Raw genomic sequence first — 15,838 nt, 5'->3', positions numbered from 1 at the left:
GCCTGAAGGGTTCAGCGCCACCCGTAGAGTCGAGCCTTGCTCGACTGCACCCAGGGTGGCCCCAGACCGAAGTCGAGCAGGGCTCGACTCTACAGGGGAGGGGTCAGAGCAGCGCCAGGTACCCGCGCACCGTGGCGTCCAGCCCGTCGTACAGCGCCTCACCGATCAGCGCGTGGCCGATCGACACCTCCAGCACGTCCGGCACGTTGGCCAGGAAATCGCGCAGGTTGTCCTGCGACAGATCGTGGCCGGCGTTCACGCCCAGGCCAACGGCCTGTGCACGGCGTGCGGCAGTGGCGAACAGCGCCAGCATCGCGTCAGCATCACCAGCCGCATGCGCCTCCGCATAGGGCCCGGTGTACAGCTCGATGCGGTCCGCACCCACTTCGGCCGCCTGCTCCAGCAGCGGGTTGCCCGCGTCGACGAACAGGCTGACCCGGCAACCCATCGCTTTCAACTCGGCCACCAGCGGACGCAGTCGTTCGGCATCCCGCTCAAAGTCGAAACCATGATCGGAGGTGATCTGGCCGTCGCTGTCAGGCACCAGGGTGGCCTGTGCCGGACGGGTCTGTGCACACAGCGGCAGCAGCCCCGGATAACCCTCGCGCGGTGGTGCGAACGGATTGCCTTCGATGTTGAACTCCACCCCACGCGCACGGGTCAGCGTGGACAGGGCCAGCACGTCCTCGGCGGTAATATGACGGCGGTCCGGTCGAGGATGCACGGTGATGCCATGCGCGCCGGCATCCAGGCAGGCCTGGGCGGCGCGTACCACGTCCGGTTCGGCACCGCCGCGCGAATTGCGCAGGACGGCGATCTTGTTGACGTTGACGCTGAGCTGGGTCATGGAACGAAACTACTTGGAAAGAGGGGATGGATCGTGATCGTTGGGGTCGTCACCGCGGCGGGCCTGGGCCTGTTCGCGCAGGCGGCGCAGTTCTTCGGCATCGACCAGTGTGGACGGATCGCGCTGTGGATCACCGAAACGGGCCACATAGCGGCCGCGTACCCAGGCCAGCAGGAAGGCGAGGGCGGCCAGCAGGCACAGGGTCATCAGCCCGGGGCTGGGGGTCTTCAGCGCGAAGGCGAAACAGCCCAGCGCCAGCAGCAGGTACAACCAGTACATAGTCGGGCTCCCCGGATGATCGGCGCAGTGTAGCGCTGCGTCAGAGCAGCGGCGAGGCCAGCCGGGCGAAGGCCTCGGGCAGGCGGTGCAGCCACAGCGAACGACCGGCCTGGTCGTGCACCCGCGTGGAACGGTCGAATTCGCCCTGCAGCAGTTCGGCCAGCGCAGCCACCCGGTCACGGTCGCTGATCATCATCGACAGCTCGAAGTTCAGCCGGAAGCTGCGGTGATCGAAGTTGGCACTGCCGACAATGCAGACGTCGTCATCGGCGATGAAGGCCTTGGTATGCAGCATGCGCGGGCCGTACTCGTAGATCTTCACTCCGGCATGCAGCAGCTCGTCGAAGTAGGAGCGGGCGGCCTGGGTGACGAACCAGGAATCGCTCATCTTCGGCACAAGCAGGCGCACGTCCAGCCCGCCCAGCGCGGCCGAGGTCAGGGCCATCCGTGCCGCTTCGCCGGGCACGAAGTAGGGCGTGACCAGCCACACGCGCTCGTGTGCTTCCTGGATGGCTGCCACGTGCAGGCGGTGGATGGTTTCCCAGCCCGAGTCCGGGCCGGAGACCAGCACCTGGGCGTTGATCGCACCATCGCCGCGCAGCGGCATGTCGGCTGGCCACAGACGCGCGATGTCCATGCGCGAGGGATCCTGTCCACTGGCGTAGAGCCAGTCCTCGGCGAACACCAGCTGCAGGCTGCGCACGACGTGGCCGCGGATGCGCATGTGCAGGTCGCGGTAGGCATCCGCCCTGCGGCTTTCATCCTCGTCGTCGGTGATGTTGATGCCACCGGTGAAGGCGAGGCGGCCATCGATGATCACCAGCTTGCGATGCGTGCGCAGGTTCAACCACGGGCGCTTGAACGGCTTCAGCAGCTGCCGTGGGTGGAACCAGATCGCTTCGCCACCGGCGTCGAGCAGCGGCTGCAGGAAGCGCCGGGGCAGGGCCGACGAACCCACCGCGTCGAGCAGCAGGCGCACCTGCACGCCGGCCCGCGCACGTTCCACCAACGCGTCGCGCAGGGCGGTGCCGGCGTGGTCCGGGTTGAAGATGTAGTACTCCAGGTGGACGTGATCGCGGCTCTGCGCGATGGCGTCCAGCAGGGCCGCGTAGGTTGCCGCGCCGTCTACCAGCCAGGTGACTTCGGTGGCGCTGCTCGGCGCCAGTCCTGTCGTGGCCTGGGCGATCTTGGCCAGTTCGGTGCAGTCGGCATCGGGCGGACAGACATCGCTGTAGTGCTCCATACCCGAACGCGCGCGGCCACGGCGCAGGCGCTGCCGCTTCACCTTCTGCGGGCCCAGCAGGTAGTAGATGAACAGGCCCAGATAGGGCAGCAGCGCCAGTGACAGGATCCAGCTCAGCGTGGCCACTGGCTCGCGCTTCTGCAGCATGATCCAGCCCGCCAGCGCGAACAGGTACAGCAGATAGGCGACCGCCAGGATCGTGCCAAGGTGGGCGATGCCGTCGAGCCAATGGCGCAGGGAGTCGAAGAGGGCGAGCATCCGCCGATCATAGCGGGCACGTGCTCCCTGATGGGGTCAGATCCCTTTCCTGCGGGAAAGGGATCTGACCCCGACGGGCCCCGCAGGCACAAAAAAAGACGCCCCTGTTTCCAGGGGCGTCTGCAGTCGCGTCATGACTGTTGTGTTGCGGTGTAGCGTTTACTGCTGCACAAAACCGATCTTCTTCATCTGAGCATTCTTCGCGGCGGCCAGAACCTTGGCCATCACGTCGTACTCGGAATCCGGGCTGGCGTCGATGCGCAGTTCCGGCTGGTTGGTCGGGTCACGCTGGACCTCCTGCTCCATCCGCTGCTGCAGCTCGCTCGTATTGATCGGGCTGTTGTTCCACGAGACCTGGTTGCTGGCGTCGATCTTGAGTTCGATCGGCGGCGGCGGTTCGACCAGCTGCGGCGGTGGGTTGAGCACGCGCTGCGGCAGGTCCACGGCGATCGGGTACGTCATGATCGGCGCGGTCACGATGAAGATGATCAGCAGAACCAGCATCACGTCCACGAGGGGCGTGACGTTGATGTCTGCCATGGGGCCCTTGCCACCACCACTACTGAATGCCATGGCTTATTGCCCCTTTTCTTTGGTCGCGACGAAGCCGACGTCCAGCATGCCCTGCTCCTGCGCGACCTTGGTCAGGTCGTTGATGACGCGCATCTTGGTGGTGCGGTCACCACGCAGGTTCAGCGGCGGCTGCGGGGTCTGCTGGGCGGCGGTCGCCAAGCGCGACTCGAGAGTCTGCTTGTTGATTTCTTCGTCGTTCCAGTAGATCGAGCCGTCTTCCTTGACTGCCAGGGTGATCGGTCCGGAACGCTTTTCAGCATCTTCCGGCTTCTGGATCAGGTTGGCTTCCGGCAGATCCACCTTGACCTTGTGGGACATCAGGGGCGCCGTGATGATGAAGATGATCAGCAGCACCAGCATCACGTCCACGAGGGGCGTAACGTTGATGTCGGCCATGGGGCCGCCGCTGTTACCACTACTGAAAGCCATAACGGGCTCCGTCTAGATCTTGGTGACTACTTACGTTCGTCGCTGGGTGACGCGCGCCGCAATTAGCGGACGCGCGAGCCGGTGGCGAAGAAGTCGTGCAGGTCGTGCGCGAAGGTATCGAACTTGCTGATGGTCGCGCTGTTGATCTTGCTGAAGAAGTTGAAGGCGAACACGGCCGGGATCGCGACGAACAGACCGATCGCGGTCATGATCAGCGCTTCACCCACCGGGCCGGCAACGGCGTCGATCGAAGCGGAGCCGGTGGCACCGATCTTGATCAGCGCGCCGTAGATGCCCCACACGGTACCCAGCAGACCGACGAACGGAGCAGTTGCACCGACGGTGGCCAGCAGGGTCATGCCCGACTGCAGCTTGTTGCTTTCGCGGGTGACCGCCTGACGCAGAGCGCGGTCGACGAACTCCGAACGGCTCAGGTTCTCACCGACGCCGCCGGTAGCACCGCCTTCAGCGCGCTGGTGGTGGGCAGCTGCCTGGGCAGCGTCCAGGGCGATCTTCGAGAACGGCTCGGAAGCCGGCTGTTCTTCCATCGCACGGATGGCGTCCTGCGCGTTCGGGGTGTCCCAGAACAGGCTGACGACGCGATCAGCGGCGCTCTTCAGGCGGGTGGCGCGGAAGATGTTGATGACGGTCCAGTACCAGGACATGGCCGACATGATGACCAGGGTCAGCAGCACGACCCAGGAAACCGCGAAATCACCCGGCTTGGTGGTCATTTCGTGGATCAGGTGCTCGAAGCCCATCTGCGACAGGGCGTTGGACGGATTGCCCCCGGCAGCAGCGGCGATGAAAATTTCCTGCAGCATGACGCTTACCTTTGTTGTGTGTGGTGATAAAGGGTGTAGCTAAGCTAAACAATCGAACTGGGAGCGGGGGTGGCCAGGTGGCCACCCGGACGCATCAGTTCAGCGCAAAGTTGACCGGGACGCGAACGCGACCTGCCGCCTTCTTACCGCCAGATTCAGCGGCGTTGAAGCGCCACTTGCGAGCTGCTTCCATCGCAGCACGGTCCAGGTCGCGGTTACGGCTGGACTTTTCCACCGTGACATTGGTGACGTTGCCGTTGGCATCGACATCAATGATCAGGATCACTTCGCCCTGGATACCCGCGCGGAAGGCTGCCGGCGGGTAACGCGGCGGATTCATGGCCTTCGAGGAGATATCCACGCTGGCCTCGATCGAGGTCGGCGGAGCCGGCGGCGCGGGCGGCGACGGCGGGGTGACGATATCGTTCGGACGCGGTTCCGGCACGTCCACGACCGGCGCCTGCGGCGGCGGCGGGACCGGCGACGGCTTCGGCGGCGACAGATTCTTCACCGGCGGTGGCGGAGTATCCTGCGGCGGCGGCGGCGGCGGTGGGGGCGGCGGCGGCGGCGGCGCGTCGACGATGGTCACCATGACGTTGCGCTCCTTCTCAGCCACGGCCTTGGGAGCCACGGCGGGGATCAGGAGCATCATGAACGCGGCCAGATGCAGGGCAATTACAAACGCGATGCCGACGATGCGAGGCCAGCTCAGCCCCTTCTCATCGGGTTGTTCGTACCGGTGAACGACTAGTTGTTCCGTCATGCGCCAAGAGCTCAATAGTGGGGCCGGGGATGCCGGGGGCGGAATCCCTGATCAGCGGTGCATGACACCGCAGGAACCTCCAAGCTTATACCAATCCTGAGCGCCTGCGCATCAACTGTGCAGGCATTCAGGCGTTATTCCTACTTACTTCAGGTTGATGATTTTTTTTGCATCAGCCTGGTTCTTCACACCCTTCGCCAGCGCCTGCTGGGCGGCCTGCTTGGCCTCCGGGATGCGACCTTCGGCATGCAGGACGCGTGCCAGGTTCAGGTAGGTCTCACCGTCCTTGGACAGCGGGGCAGCCTTCTGCCACGCATCGATCGCCTGCGGCACCTGGTCGGAGTAGTAGTAGGACTGGGCCAGCGCCAGGTAGACCTGGTAATCCGGCTTCAGGATGCCCTTCTGCAACCCTTCGTTGATGACCGCGATGACGTCCTTTTCCTTGTGTTCGGTGTTGGCATAGATCGAGTACAGCTGCTTGTACTCGCGCTCTTCGGTGAGCTGGCCGCTGCTGCGCAGCTTGTCCATCACCGCAGCCGCCTTGTCCATCTGGTCGGCCTGCATGTACATGCTGGCCAGGTTCAGCTGGGCCTTCTTGTCATTCGGGTTCTTGGCGGCCAGTGCCTCGGCTTCCTTCACCGCTTCACCGGACTGGCCGGCTTCGGAGAGGGCCGCCATCAGCAGCTGGTTCCAGTTGTCCTTCGGTTCGGTGGCGCCGGCGATGGCCTGCTTCAGCACCGGGATCGCTTCCTGGTAGCGCTCCAGCTGGTACAGCGCCTGGCCCTTGGCGATCAGCTCTTCAGGCTTGGTCGACTTGCTCTCGGCGAAGTACTTGTCCAGGGTCGCCAGGCCTTCGGCGGTCTTGTCTTCCTGCAGCTCCAGCTGGCCCAGCATCAACATCGACTGGAAGTGGCCGTTGTTGTCCAGGCCGTTGAACTGCAGGACCTGCTTCAGGTAGGCGATCGCCGCTGCGGTGTCGTCGGTCTGGTAGGCGGCCTGCGAGGCCAGCTGCGCAGCCAGCGACTTGTCGTACTCGTTCGCGGCGCTGTCAGCCAAGATGGCGTCGGCCTGCGTGCGCGTCTCCGGGAACTTTTCCTTGTTGTAGCTGTCGATCATCTTCTGCAGCTTGCTGCCCAGCTTGGCCGATGCCTTGACGGTCGGCTCCTCGCGGGTCGCGTTCGGGTACAGCGCTTCGGCCTTGGCCTGCTTGCCGCCGCGGTTGCCACGCTCGGAGGAACGCGAGGACTGCGCGAAGGCATCGGTGACCACGGCGCCGGTCAGGGCGGTCGCGACGAGGACGGAAAGCACAGCTTTGTGGTTACGGAAAATCATCGTTCACCTCGATCGAACCGCCGGATAGCGGCAAAGTCGGACTGTCAGAAAAATCTGAGCCGCCAAACGTATCAGAAACAGATGGCGTGAGAAATCGTTTTATGTGCTGCAATACAGCATAGAACTGCGCACTCATCCGCACTTTGGCCGCAGCCCGGCCGCCTGCGCCTGCTGATAGACCGGCGTCAGTCCCGGTGCATCGCGTCGCAGTTCCTGGATACGGTTGGCTGGATCGGGGTGGGTGGACAGCCATTGCGGGCTGCGGCCGCCACTGGCGGCCATCATGTTCTGCCACAGGTCGACCGCCTGCGCCGGGTTGAAACCGGCCTGGGCCATCAGTCGCTGGCCGATCACGTCGGCCTCGCTTTCCTGGGTCCGTGAACCGGGCAGCAGGAAGGCGGTCTGCGCGCCCATGCCCCCGAGCTGGTTGACGGTGCTGGCAGCGCCTTCTCCGTAGGCCGCGCCGGCCAGCGCACCCAGCACGGCCAGCCCGGTCTGCGCACCCATCTGCCGGGTGATGCGCTCTTCGTGGTGGCGGGCGATGACGTGGCCGATTTCATGGCCGATTACGGCAGCCAGCTGATCCTGGTTCTTGGCGACGGTGAAGATGCCGGTGTTCACGCCGACCTTGCCACCGGGCAGGGCGAAGGCGTTGGGCTCCTTGTCGACGAACACGGCCGTCTCCCACCGTACGCCACGGTATTGAGGCGGCAGCTGCGCGACCAGGGCGTTGACCACGCACTGCACGTAACCGTTCTGGCGGCCGTCGGTGCTGATCTTTTCCTTCTGCTTGGTTTCGGCGAACGCCTGTGCGCCGAACTGGTCCAGCTGCGCCTGCGACACCCCGCCCACCATCTGCCGACGGCCGGTAGGAGAGGTCGTGGTCGCGCAGGCGCTGACTAGGGTGGTGATGACAAGGGCCAGCAGCAGTTGTTTCATGGATCCACCCCCGTGTTCATATGCGCAGTGTGTAGCGTAGCGGCTTAATCTTTCGTCAAGCGGACACGGCGCTACGTTGCCCCGAAGAACACAAGCGCGGCAAGCGCCACGCCGTTGTTCAGCGCGTGCGCGGTGATCGCGGCCCAGAGCGTGCCGGTGCGCTGGTACAACCAGCAGAACGCGGCACCCATGCCGCCATAGACCAGCCACAGCTGCGCGATCTCGGCCGGGCCGTTGGCACTGGTGCCAGGGATTTCATGGATCAGGGCGAAAGCAAGGCTGCTCAGTACCACGCCCAGCCACGGGCGCCCGGCCTTCCACAGGCGGCCAAACAGCACGCGGCGGAACAGCAGCTCCTCGTAGGCCGGTGCCAGTACCACCGCGAACAGCACCAGGAACAACGGGAAGCGCGCGATCGCACTCTGCATCAGCGCCAGATTGGTGGGAACCGGCTCGATGCCGAACTGCTTGGCCAGGAAGGCGATGCCATTGCTGCCGAGCACGATCAGGGTCGCCACCAGCAGGGTCCAGCCCCAGGTGGAGGGACGGCGCAGCGCCTGGCGCGACGCGTGGCGCTCGGCGGCATTGGCCGGCCGTCGCCAGAAGTACAGCAGCAGCGCGGCGCCGCCGGTGGCAAACAGCGCCATGAGAATCTGCGCAAGCGCGCCCGGCTGGCCCAGTGACGCCGCTACCGAACTGGCGTCGGGGGCACCAGCGCCGGCCTGCGCGTTCGCGTAACCGACCACCACGCCACGGTACAGGCCCCATAGCAGGCCGCTGATCAGGCTCAGGCCGAACAGGGTGACAGCGGCGATACCCAGGTCGATGAAAAACCCCGCCAACGGCGAAACGGCACGCGGCGCGGCAGAAGCCGGCGGAACCGGGGGCGGAGCGGAAACCGGGGCGGATGCGGACATCAGGTACCTGCGTTCAAGAGTCGAAGGCCGGCGCGCCTCCCCGCGCACCGGCCGTGTCCCGATTGTGTCAGATATCCAGGTTTGCGACCTTTAGCGCGTTGTCTTCGATGAAGTCGCGACGCGGTTCGACGACATCGCCCATCAGCGTGCTGAAAATCTGGTCGGCAGCGACAGCATCTTCGATGCGCACCTGCAGCAGTCGACGGGTTTCCGGATTCACCGTGGTGTCCCACAACTGCTCCGGATTCATTTCACCCAGACCCTTGAATCGCTGGATCTGGCGGCCGCGCTTGGCCTCCTCGAGCAGCCAGTTCTGTGCCTTGGCAAAGCTGTCGACTTCGATCGACTTGGCACCGCGGGAAATGGTCGCGCCTTCGCGGACCAGACCGTGCAGCAGCTTCGATGCCTGGTGGATCGCGCGCAGTTCGCCGCTTTCGAAGGCCGACATCGGCAGCACCTGGATGTGCTGTTCGCCCATGTGGCGACGGGTCACCAGCACAGCGGCCGGGCGCTCGTCGTTGGCGTCCTGCAGTTCCAGCGTGAAACGCGGGCTGCCCAGGCTGCCCTGGTTGAGACGCTTGGCCAGTGCATCCAGGCCGTCGCCTTCGCCGGCAGCGCGCAGGCTTTCCAGGTCCATCGGGACGAAGTCGACCAGCGCTTCAAGCAGGTTGCGGTCGTAGCGGTGTGCGTTGCGCTCGATCGAATCCAGCGCCGCCGCGTAGGCCAGCAGCAGCTTCTCCAGCGCCAGGCCTTCGATGCCGGGCTCGCCGGTGGCCGGCACCAGTGCAGCGTTTTCCACTGCGCTGCTGGCCAGGTAGCTGTCCAGCGCCGGGTCGTCCTTCAGGTACAGCTCCTGCTTGCCCTGCTTGATCTTGTACAGCGGCGGCAGGCCGATGTAGACGTAACCGCGCTCGATCAGCTCCGGCATCTGACGGTAGAAGAACGTCAGCAGCAGGGTGCGGATGTGGGCGCCGTCGACGTCGGCGTCGGTCATGATGATGATCTTGTGGTAACGCAGCTTGTCCGGGTTGTACTCGTCACGGCCGATGCCGGTGCCCAGCGCGGTGATCAGCGTACCCACCTGGTCGGAGGACAGCATGCGATCGAAACGCGCGCGTTCCACGTTGAGGATCTTGCCGCGCAGCGGCAGCACCGCCTGGTTCTTGCGGTTGCGGCCCTGCTTGGCCGAACCACCTGCCGAGTCACCCTCGACGATGAACAGTTCGGACAGCGCCGGATCCTTTTCCTGGCAGTCGGCCAGCTTGCCCGGCAGGCCAGCGATGTCCAGCGCGCCCTTGCGGCGGGTCAGGTCGCGGGCCTTGCGCGCCGCTTCACGTGCACGTGCGGCATCGACGATCTTGCCGGCGATCGCCTTGGCTTCGTTCGGGTTTTCCTGCAGGAACTCTTCCAGGCGCGCACCGAAGGCGTTTTCCACCGCCGGACGCACGTCGGAGCTGACCAGCTTTTCCTTGGTCTGGCTGGAGAAGCTCGGGTCCGGCACCTTCACCGACAGCACTGCGATCATGCCTTCGCGCATGTCATCGCCGGTCAGGTTGATCTTGGCCTGCTTGGCGATGCCGTTCTGCTCGATGTAGTTGTTGAGCACACGGGTCAGCGCACCGCGGAAACCGGCCAGGTGGGTACCGCCGTCCTTCTGCGGAATGTTGTTGGTGAAGCAGTACATCGTCTCCTGGTAGGAGTCGGTCCACTGCAGCGCCACGTCGACGACGATGCCGTTGTGCTCGCCGGTGACTGAAATGACGTTCGGGTGCAGCGGGGTCTTCAGCTGGGCCAGATGCTCCACGAAGCTGCGGATGCCGCCTTCGTAGTGGAAGTCATCGCGACGGCCATCGCCACGCTCGTCGGCAAGGACGATCTTGACGCCGGAGTTCAGGAACGACAGCTCGCGCAGGCGGCGGGCCAGGATGTCGTAGTGGAATTCCACGTTGTCGTGGAAGGCGACGGTCGACGGCCAGAAGCGCACGGTGGTACCGCGCTTGGTGGTGGCTTCCAGCTTGGCCAGCGCAGTCACGGCTGCGCCGTTGCTGAATTCCTGCTGGTAGTGGGAGCCATTCTGGAACACGTCCACCAGCAGCTTCTGCGACAGCGCGTTGACCACGCTGACGCCGACGCCGTGCAGGCCGCCCGAAACCTTGTAGCTGTTGTCGTCGAACTTGCCGCCTGCGTGCAGGACGGTCATGACCACTTCGGCCGCAGACACTTCGCGACCGAGCTTGGCGCTCATCTGCTCGTGCTTGCCGGTCGGAATACCACGGCCGTTGTCGGACACCGAGACCGAGCCGTCGGCGTGGATCGTCACTGCAACGTGGTCGGCGTGGCCGGCCAACGCTTCGTCGATCGAGTTGTCGACGACCTCGAACACCATGTGGTGCAGACCGGTGCCGTCATGCACGTCGCCGATGTACATGCCGGGACGCTTGCGGACAGCCTCCAGGCCTTCCAGGGCGGTAATGCTGTTGGCGTCGTAATTGCCGTTGTTTGCCGGGGTGTTCTGTTCGTCGCTCATTGCGCTTGCCATAGGCTCCGCAGGTCGGGCACCGCTTGGGGCGATGCGCCGAGAATGAAAGGATTCCAACCCGAATTATACCAGCCGGGGTCGAGCGGCCCTGGTGTGCCCACTATGGCACAGCCACGATCTGTGCATGTTCCACGTGGAACCGGGCAATGTGGGTCAGTTCCTGCAGCGCCGCTGGGGTTTCGGTGGCGGTAATGAATATCTGTGCGGGCCCATTGAGCAGACGCTCCAATACCCGCGCCTGATGGGTACGATCCAGCTCCGAGGCCAGATCGTCCAATGCGATCACCGGCCATTCGCCTCGCTGTTCCGCATAGTCCTCCGCCTGTGCCAACAGGCACGCCAACGCCGTCAGCTTGGCCTGGCCGCGGGACAGCGCATCACGACCTGGAATGCTGTGAAAATCCACACTCCAGTCCGCGCGGTGCGGGCCCACCGAGGTATACCCGGCCTGCCGGTCACGTTCCCGGGCCAGAAGCAGGGCATCGGCCAAGGGAAGCTCATGCCGCCGCCAACCGGGGCTCAGCTCCAATCCCTGGATACCGAGCTGTGGAGCGAGGCTGGCGGCCAAGGCGACCGTGCGCTGCTGCAGACGCTCCAGGTAGTGCTGGCGGCGGCTGGTCAGTGGTTCTCCTGCCTCGGCCAGCTCGTGATCCCAGGTATCGAGCATCCGCGACGGCCCGCCCTGCTTGAGCAGGGCATTGCGCTGCTTCAGCGCCCGGGAGTAGCGACGCCACAGGGACAGAAAATCCGGTTCCACGTGGAACAAGCCCCAATCGAGGAAGCGGCGGCGGGGTTCACCACCACCACTGACCAGTGCATGGCTCCCGGGCTCGAACGTCACCACGGCCAGCGCTGCGCAGAGATTACCCAACTGTGCGACATCCTCGCCGTCCAGTCGCCCCTTCCAGTCCTGACCACTGTGGCGCAGGCCGGCTTTTCGGCGGTGGGGCGGGCGATGGGCACGCTGTTCGTCCCATTCCACGAAGATTTCCAGCGCTTCCTGGCCTTGGCGTACCAGACCGTCGCGCACCCGGCCACGGAAGCTGCGGCCATAGGCCATCAAGTGCAGGGCTTCGAGCACGCTGGTCTTGCCGGCACCGTTGTCGCCGGTCAGCAGGTTCAATCCCGGCTGGGGCGACAGGTCCACCGCACTGAAACGACGCAGTTGATGCAAGGCGAGGCGGCGGATCTGCATGGGGCGCGAAAGACCATCCGCACAAGGCGGTAGAGGGGCAGGGAATCCATCAGCTTACTGCATCGGTCAAGCCAGCCGTGCCGCGCCAGACATCGCCACTGTGCTGAAGCCTCTGTCTGGCAACCCTACGCGTGTTCCACGTGGTGGCGCTCCCTCACCTGGGCTCGCCTGAGTCTGGATACGCCCGGGAATCCTTGAATTCTGAGCGGCGGCGCAGGGTACCGGACCTCAGATTTCAGCGATTTCAGCCTCATTCCGCGAGCATCGCCAGGTGCCCCGACGGTGGTTTGCGCGAACACCGCGCAGATTTCTTGAAATCTGGGATGCGATGCCCTGTAGGGTTCCACAGATTTCAAGGAATTCGAGCCCGCCGTTTCACGCTGTCCACAGCAGGTCTGTATGACTTATACACAATGTATGGGCAAGCTGTGGATAAAAAAGCCCTTTTGCCCGGCCTGCGAAACTATCCACAGGTTCCCCCCCAGCCTGAGGGGCCTCTATACAGGGGGTTTCAGGTGCATAAATCTCTTCAGAATCAACTAGATAATGAATTTCTCCACGAAATCTGGGCCTACCATCACCACCATGCTTTAGATTTATACCCAGATTTAGAAGCTAGGCCGGCCCCGATCCGACCCCAACGAGACCTGTGGACAGTGGCGTCTGCAGATGAAGCAACCGCAGCGTTGCGACCCACGATCTGCTTCACCCCTCCCGCAAGTTCGGGGAACGTGCATCAGGCCGAAGACCCGGAACTGCCGTACTCGACCGAAGTTGGCTGGGCAGCGCCCAAGTCAGCAACCTGGATTCCTACCGCGCAGGGCCGATTGCATCGGAGGGGCAACCAAGAACAATCGGCAAGCAGCAATCTCGAGCAAGGCATTCACCCAGACGTAGAGATTCGGCGATCTCCGATGCTCCACGTGGAACCTGCAAAAAAAACGCCCGGGAATATCCCGGGCGTCTTTGGTTCCACGTGGAACAGGCTGCTGTCAGAGACGCAGCGGCATCACCACGTGGCGCGACTTCTCGCTGCTGGATTCACGCACCAGCGCTGAGGAGTTGGAATCACGCAGCTGGATGATGACTTCCTCATCGCGCAGCGCGGAGAGGGCGTCCAGCAGATAGTTCACGTTGAAGCCGATGGCCAGATCGCTGACCGTGGTGTCGGCTTCGATCTCTTCCTGGGCTTCTTCCTGTTCCGGGTTGTGCGCGCTGATCTTCAGGTTGCCCGGCGAAACTTCCACGCGGATGCCGCGGTACTTCTCGTTGGACAGGATCGCGGCACGCTGCAGCGAGGCACGCAGCGCTTCGCGATCAACCTTCACTTCGCGGTCGGCGCCGATCGGAATCACCGCTTCGTAGTCCGGGAAGCGGCCGTCGATCAGCTTGGAGGTGAAGGTGACATCGTCGCGCTTGACGCGAACGTGGCTGCGGCCGACTTCCAGCTCGATCTCGCGATCGCCGCTCTCCAGCAGGCGCTGCAGTTCGGTCACGCCCTTGCGCGGCACGATGATCTGGCGCTTGGAACCGCTGGGCTTGGCCAGATCGGTTTCACACAGTGCCAGGCGGTGGCCGTCGGTGGCGACGGTACGCAGGGCATCGCCGCGCAGATCGAACAGCAGGCCGTTGAGGTAGTAGCGCACGTCCTGCTGGGCCATCGCGAACGCGGTGCGCTCGATCAGTTCCTTCAGGGTCGCTTCGCCGATGGCCACGCGCTCGGTGGCTTCCACTTCGTCAACCGACGGGAAGTCATTGGAGGGCAGGGTGGCCAGGGTGAAGCGGCTGCGGCCTGCCTGCACGGTGATCTTGTCACCGGTCTGCGAGACGGTGATCCGGCTGCCGTCGGGCAGGGCGCGGATGATCTCGAACAGCTTGCGGGCGGGGATGGTGGTTTCGCCGTCCTGGGCATCTTCAACCGCGATCCGCGACACCATCTCCACTTCCAGGTCGGTACCGGTCAGCGACAGCTGGCCGTTCTGCACCTGGACCAGGAAATTGGCCAGAACCGGAAGGGTCTGGCGGCGTTCGACCACGTTGACGACCTGTGCCAACGGCTTGAGAAAGGCTTCGCGCTGCAGTGTGAAACGCATGTGGTTCCGTGCCCCTATGCTTTAAAAAATGTGGAATAAATCAAAAGCTTGGTGGTGCTGGTAGAGACAGAATCGCTGGAAAACAACGCTAAGTCTTTGTAAGTAAAAGGATTTCATACCTCGAAACCCTCTGTATTACCGACCCCCAGGGGGTGGGGAAAGCTGTGGATAAATTCGACGCGATTTCAGAAGCCATTTTTATCCACAACGTGTCCCGCGCTTGCTACCGGATTCTGCACCGTTTTGTGCGATGACGCCTCATCGGCATCCGTGCATCATTCGCTCAGCTTCCGGATCAGCTTGTCCCAGTCCTCGCGGAGCTTGCCGTCGGTTTCCATCAGGGTCCGGATCTGGCGGCAGGCATGCAGCACCGTGGTGTGATCGCGACCGGCAAAGGCGTCGCCGATCTCGGGCAGGCTGTGCTCGGTCAGTTCCTTGGTCAGGGCCATGGCGACCTGGCGGGGGCGGGCCAGCGAGCGGGTCCGACGCTTCGACAGCAGATCCTTGATCTGCAGGCCGTAGTAGTCGGCAACGGTTTTCTGGATGTTGGGAATGCTGATCGCCTGCTGCTGGGCGCGCAGCAGGTCGCGCAGGGTTTCCTGGGCGAATTCGGTGGTGATCGCGCGGCCGGTGAAATTGGCGCGGGCGGTCAGGGTATTGAGCGCACCTTCGAGGTCGCGCACGTTGGAGCGCATCTTCTTGGCGATCAGGAACGCAACATCATCGGGAATCTCGGCACCGCGTTCGCGTGCCTTGGCCAGCACGATCGCGGCGCGGGTCTCGAAGTCCGGCGGTTCGATCGCGACCGACAGGCCCCAGGCAAGCCGCGACTTCAGGCGCGCTTCCAGGCCCTCGACTTCGCGCGGATAGCGGTCGCAGGTCAGGATGATCTGCTGCTTGCCATCGAACAACGCGTTGAAGGTGTGGAAGAACTCTTCCTGGGTGCGGTCCTTGCCGGCGAAGAACTGGATGTCATCGATCAGCAGCGCGTCCACCTGCTGGAACTGGCGCTTGAACTGATCCATGGTCTTTTCCTGCAGGGCCCGGATCATCGCGCTGAAGAACTGTTCCGAACGCAGGTACAGCACCTTCGCGCCCGGATTGGCCTGGCGCATGGCGTTGCCGGCGGCGAACATCAGGTGGGTCTTGCCCAGGCCCGTGCCTCCGTACAGCAGCAGCGGGTTGTGCGCGCGGTCGCCCGGCTTCTGCGCTGCCTGGAAGGCGGCGGCCAGGCCCAGCTGGTTGCTGCGGCCTTCAACGAAGTTGGCGAACGTGTAGTGATTGTCCAGGTTGCCGGCGAACGGCACCTGCGGTTCGCTGGACACGTGCGCAGACGGCGCGGAAACCGGCGCGTTCTGCGCCTCCACGGGACGCGGGCGCGAGCCGATTTCAAGAAAAACGTCGCTGAAACCGGCGAAATGGGCCAGCAGTTCGCGGATCCGGGCCAGGTACAGCTCGCGGACCTGGTCGACGATGAAGGCATTCGGTGCATACAGCACCAGGCTGTCCACGCGCAGATCGGCCTGCAGCGGCTTCAACCAGGTATGAACGTCTTCCGGCGGGAACTCCGCTTCGAGGCGCTCGAGACTACGGGACCAGGCATCCAT

The 15,838-nt window shown here is 64.0% G+C and carries 14 protein-coding genes; all 14 read right to left on the bottom strand.

The genetic code is table 11. The annotated features are described in order from the left end of the window. Positions 1-103: 103 nt before the first annotated feature. Entirely contained in the window at positions 104-847 is a 744-nt protein-coding gene (locus tag ACSYS9_RS00070) for a pyridoxine 5'-phosphate synthase (protein ID WP_049420913.1), read from the bottom strand. A gap of 9 nt (positions 848-856) precedes the next feature. Then, positions 857-1,126, bottom strand: a complete 270-nt coding sequence (locus ACSYS9_RS00065) for a hypothetical protein (RefSeq protein ID WP_032129280.1) — start codon at positions 1,124-1,126, stop codon at positions 857-859. A gap of 40 nt (positions 1,127-1,166) precedes the next feature. Further along, positions 1,167-2,627, bottom strand: a complete 1,461-nt coding sequence (gene cls, locus ACSYS9_RS00060) for a cardiolipin synthase (protein ID WP_049420915.1) — start codon at positions 2,625-2,627, stop codon at positions 1,167-1,169. A gap of 159 nt (positions 2,628-2,786) precedes the next feature. Beyond that, positions 2,787-3,200, bottom strand: a complete 414-nt coding sequence (locus tag ACSYS9_RS00055; protein WP_005411740.1) for an ExbD/TolR family protein — start codon at positions 3,198-3,200, stop codon at positions 2,787-2,789. Positions 3,201-3,203: 3 nt separating this feature from the next. Then, complete coding sequence (locus ACSYS9_RS00050; protein ID WP_005411739.1) at positions 3,204-3,629, bottom strand: ExbD/TolR family protein; 426 nt, start codon at positions 3,627-3,629, stop codon at positions 3,204-3,206. A gap of 62 nt (positions 3,630-3,691) precedes the next feature. Next, positions 3,692-4,453 (bottom strand): TonB-system energizer ExbB, encoded by a 762-nt coding sequence (exbB, locus tag ACSYS9_RS00045; protein WP_049420916.1) that lies wholly within the window; start codon positions 4,451-4,453, stop codon positions 3,692-3,694. A 94-nt stretch (positions 4,454-4,547) separates the two neighbouring features. Beyond that, on the bottom strand, positions 4,548-5,216 hold the full coding sequence (locus ACSYS9_RS00040) for an energy transducer TonB (protein ID WP_071228664.1): 669 nt from the start codon (positions 5,214-5,216) through the stop codon (positions 4,548-4,550). 144 nt (positions 5,217-5,360) lie between these two features. Then, on the bottom strand, positions 5,361-6,548 hold the full coding sequence (locus ACSYS9_RS00035) for a tetratricopeptide repeat protein (protein ID WP_071228665.1): 1,188 nt from the start codon (positions 6,546-6,548) through the stop codon (positions 5,361-5,363). Between the two features lie 132 nt (positions 6,549-6,680). Then, positions 6,681-7,487 carry a M48 family metallopeptidase gene (locus ACSYS9_RS00030; protein WP_071228666.1) on the bottom strand — a complete coding sequence of 269 codons (807 nt, stop codon included), beginning with the start codon at positions 7,485-7,487 and terminating at the stop codon, positions 6,681-6,683. Positions 7,488-7,558: 71 nt separating this feature from the next. Then, complete coding sequence (locus ACSYS9_RS00025) at positions 7,559-8,404, bottom strand: CPBP family intramembrane glutamic endopeptidase (RefSeq protein ID WP_049399023.1); 846 nt, start codon at positions 8,402-8,404, stop codon at positions 7,559-7,561. A gap of 67 nt (positions 8,405-8,471) precedes the next feature. Further along, complete coding sequence (gene gyrB, locus ACSYS9_RS00020) at positions 8,472-10,931, bottom strand: DNA topoisomerase (ATP-hydrolyzing) subunit B (protein WP_071228667.1); 2,460 nt, start codon at positions 10,929-10,931, stop codon at positions 8,472-8,474. 112 nt (positions 10,932-11,043) lie between these two features. Then, positions 11,044-12,138: a DNA replication/repair protein RecF gene (recF, locus tag ACSYS9_RS00015; protein ID WP_071228668.1), complete on the bottom strand. Its 1,095-nt coding sequence runs from the start codon at positions 12,136-12,138 to the stop codon at positions 11,044-11,046. A 992-nt stretch (positions 12,139-13,130) separates the two neighbouring features. Further along, on the bottom strand, positions 13,131-14,231 hold the full coding sequence (gene dnaN / locus ACSYS9_RS00010) for a DNA polymerase III subunit beta (RefSeq protein WP_005411731.1): 1,101 nt from the start codon (positions 14,229-14,231) through the stop codon (positions 13,131-13,133). A gap of 275 nt (positions 14,232-14,506) precedes the next feature. After that, positions 14,507-15,838, bottom strand: coding sequence for a chromosomal replication initiator protein DnaA (dnaA, locus tag ACSYS9_RS00005; RefSeq protein WP_049420939.1), 1,332 nt, complete (start codon positions 15,836-15,838; stop codon positions 14,507-14,509).

This window comes from Stenotrophomonas sp. STK17_22 (assembly GCF_051983905.1).
Classification (GTDB): Bacteria; Pseudomonadota; Gammaproteobacteria; order Xanthomonadales; family Xanthomonadaceae; genus Stenotrophomonas; species Stenotrophomonas maltophilia_A.
This window is presented reverse-complemented; position numbering and strand designations above follow the sequence as displayed.

Coding starts and splice junctions, on each gene's coding strand:
- ACSYS9_RS00035 (WP_071228665.1), bottom strand. CDS start 6,548: ATGATTTTCCGTAACCACAAAGCTGTGCTTTCCGTCCTCGTCGCGACC.
- gyrB (WP_071228667.1), bottom strand. CDS start 10,931: ATGAGCGACGAACAGAACACCCCGGCAAACAACGGCAATTACGACGCC.
- ACSYS9_RS00050 (WP_005411739.1), bottom strand. CDS start 3,629: ATGGCTTTCAGTAGTGGTAACAGCGGCGGCCCCATGGCCGACATCAAC.
- dnaA (WP_049420939.1), bottom strand. CDS start 15,838: ATGGATGCCTGGTCCCGTAGTCTCGAGCGCCTCGAAGCGGAGTTCCCG.
- ACSYS9_RS00025 (WP_049399023.1), bottom strand. CDS start 8,404: ATGTCCGCATCCGCCCCGGTTTCCGCTCCGCCCCCGGTTCCGCCGGCT.
- ACSYS9_RS00030 (WP_071228666.1), bottom strand. CDS start 7,487: ATGAAACAACTGCTGCTGGCCCTTGTCATCACCACCCTAGTCAGCGCC.
- ACSYS9_RS00040 (WP_071228664.1), bottom strand. CDS start 5,216: ATGACGGAACAACTAGTCGTTCACCGGTACGAACAACCCGATGAGAAG.
- ACSYS9_RS00055 (WP_005411740.1), bottom strand. CDS start 3,200: ATGGCATTCAGTAGTGGTGGTGGCAAGGGCCCCATGGCAGACATCAAC.
- exbB (WP_049420916.1), bottom strand. CDS start 4,453: ATGCTGCAGGAAATTTTCATCGCCGCTGCTGCCGGGGGCAATCCGTCC.
- dnaN (WP_005411731.1), bottom strand. CDS start 14,231: ATGCGTTTCACACTGCAGCGCGAAGCCTTTCTCAAGCCGTTGGCACAG.
- ACSYS9_RS00070 (WP_049420913.1), bottom strand. CDS start 847: ATGACCCAGCTCAGCGTCAACGTCAACAAGATCGCCGTCCTGCGCAAT.
- recF (WP_071228668.1), bottom strand. CDS start 12,138: ATGCAGATCCGCCGCCTCGCCTTGCATCAACTGCGTCGTTTCAGTGCG.
- ACSYS9_RS00065 (WP_032129280.1), bottom strand. CDS start 1,126: ATGTACTGGTTGTACCTGCTGCTGGCGCTGGGCTGTTTCGCCTTCGCG.
- cls (WP_049420915.1), bottom strand. CDS start 2,627: ATGCTCGCCCTCTTCGACTCCCTGCGCCATTGGCTCGACGGCATCGCC.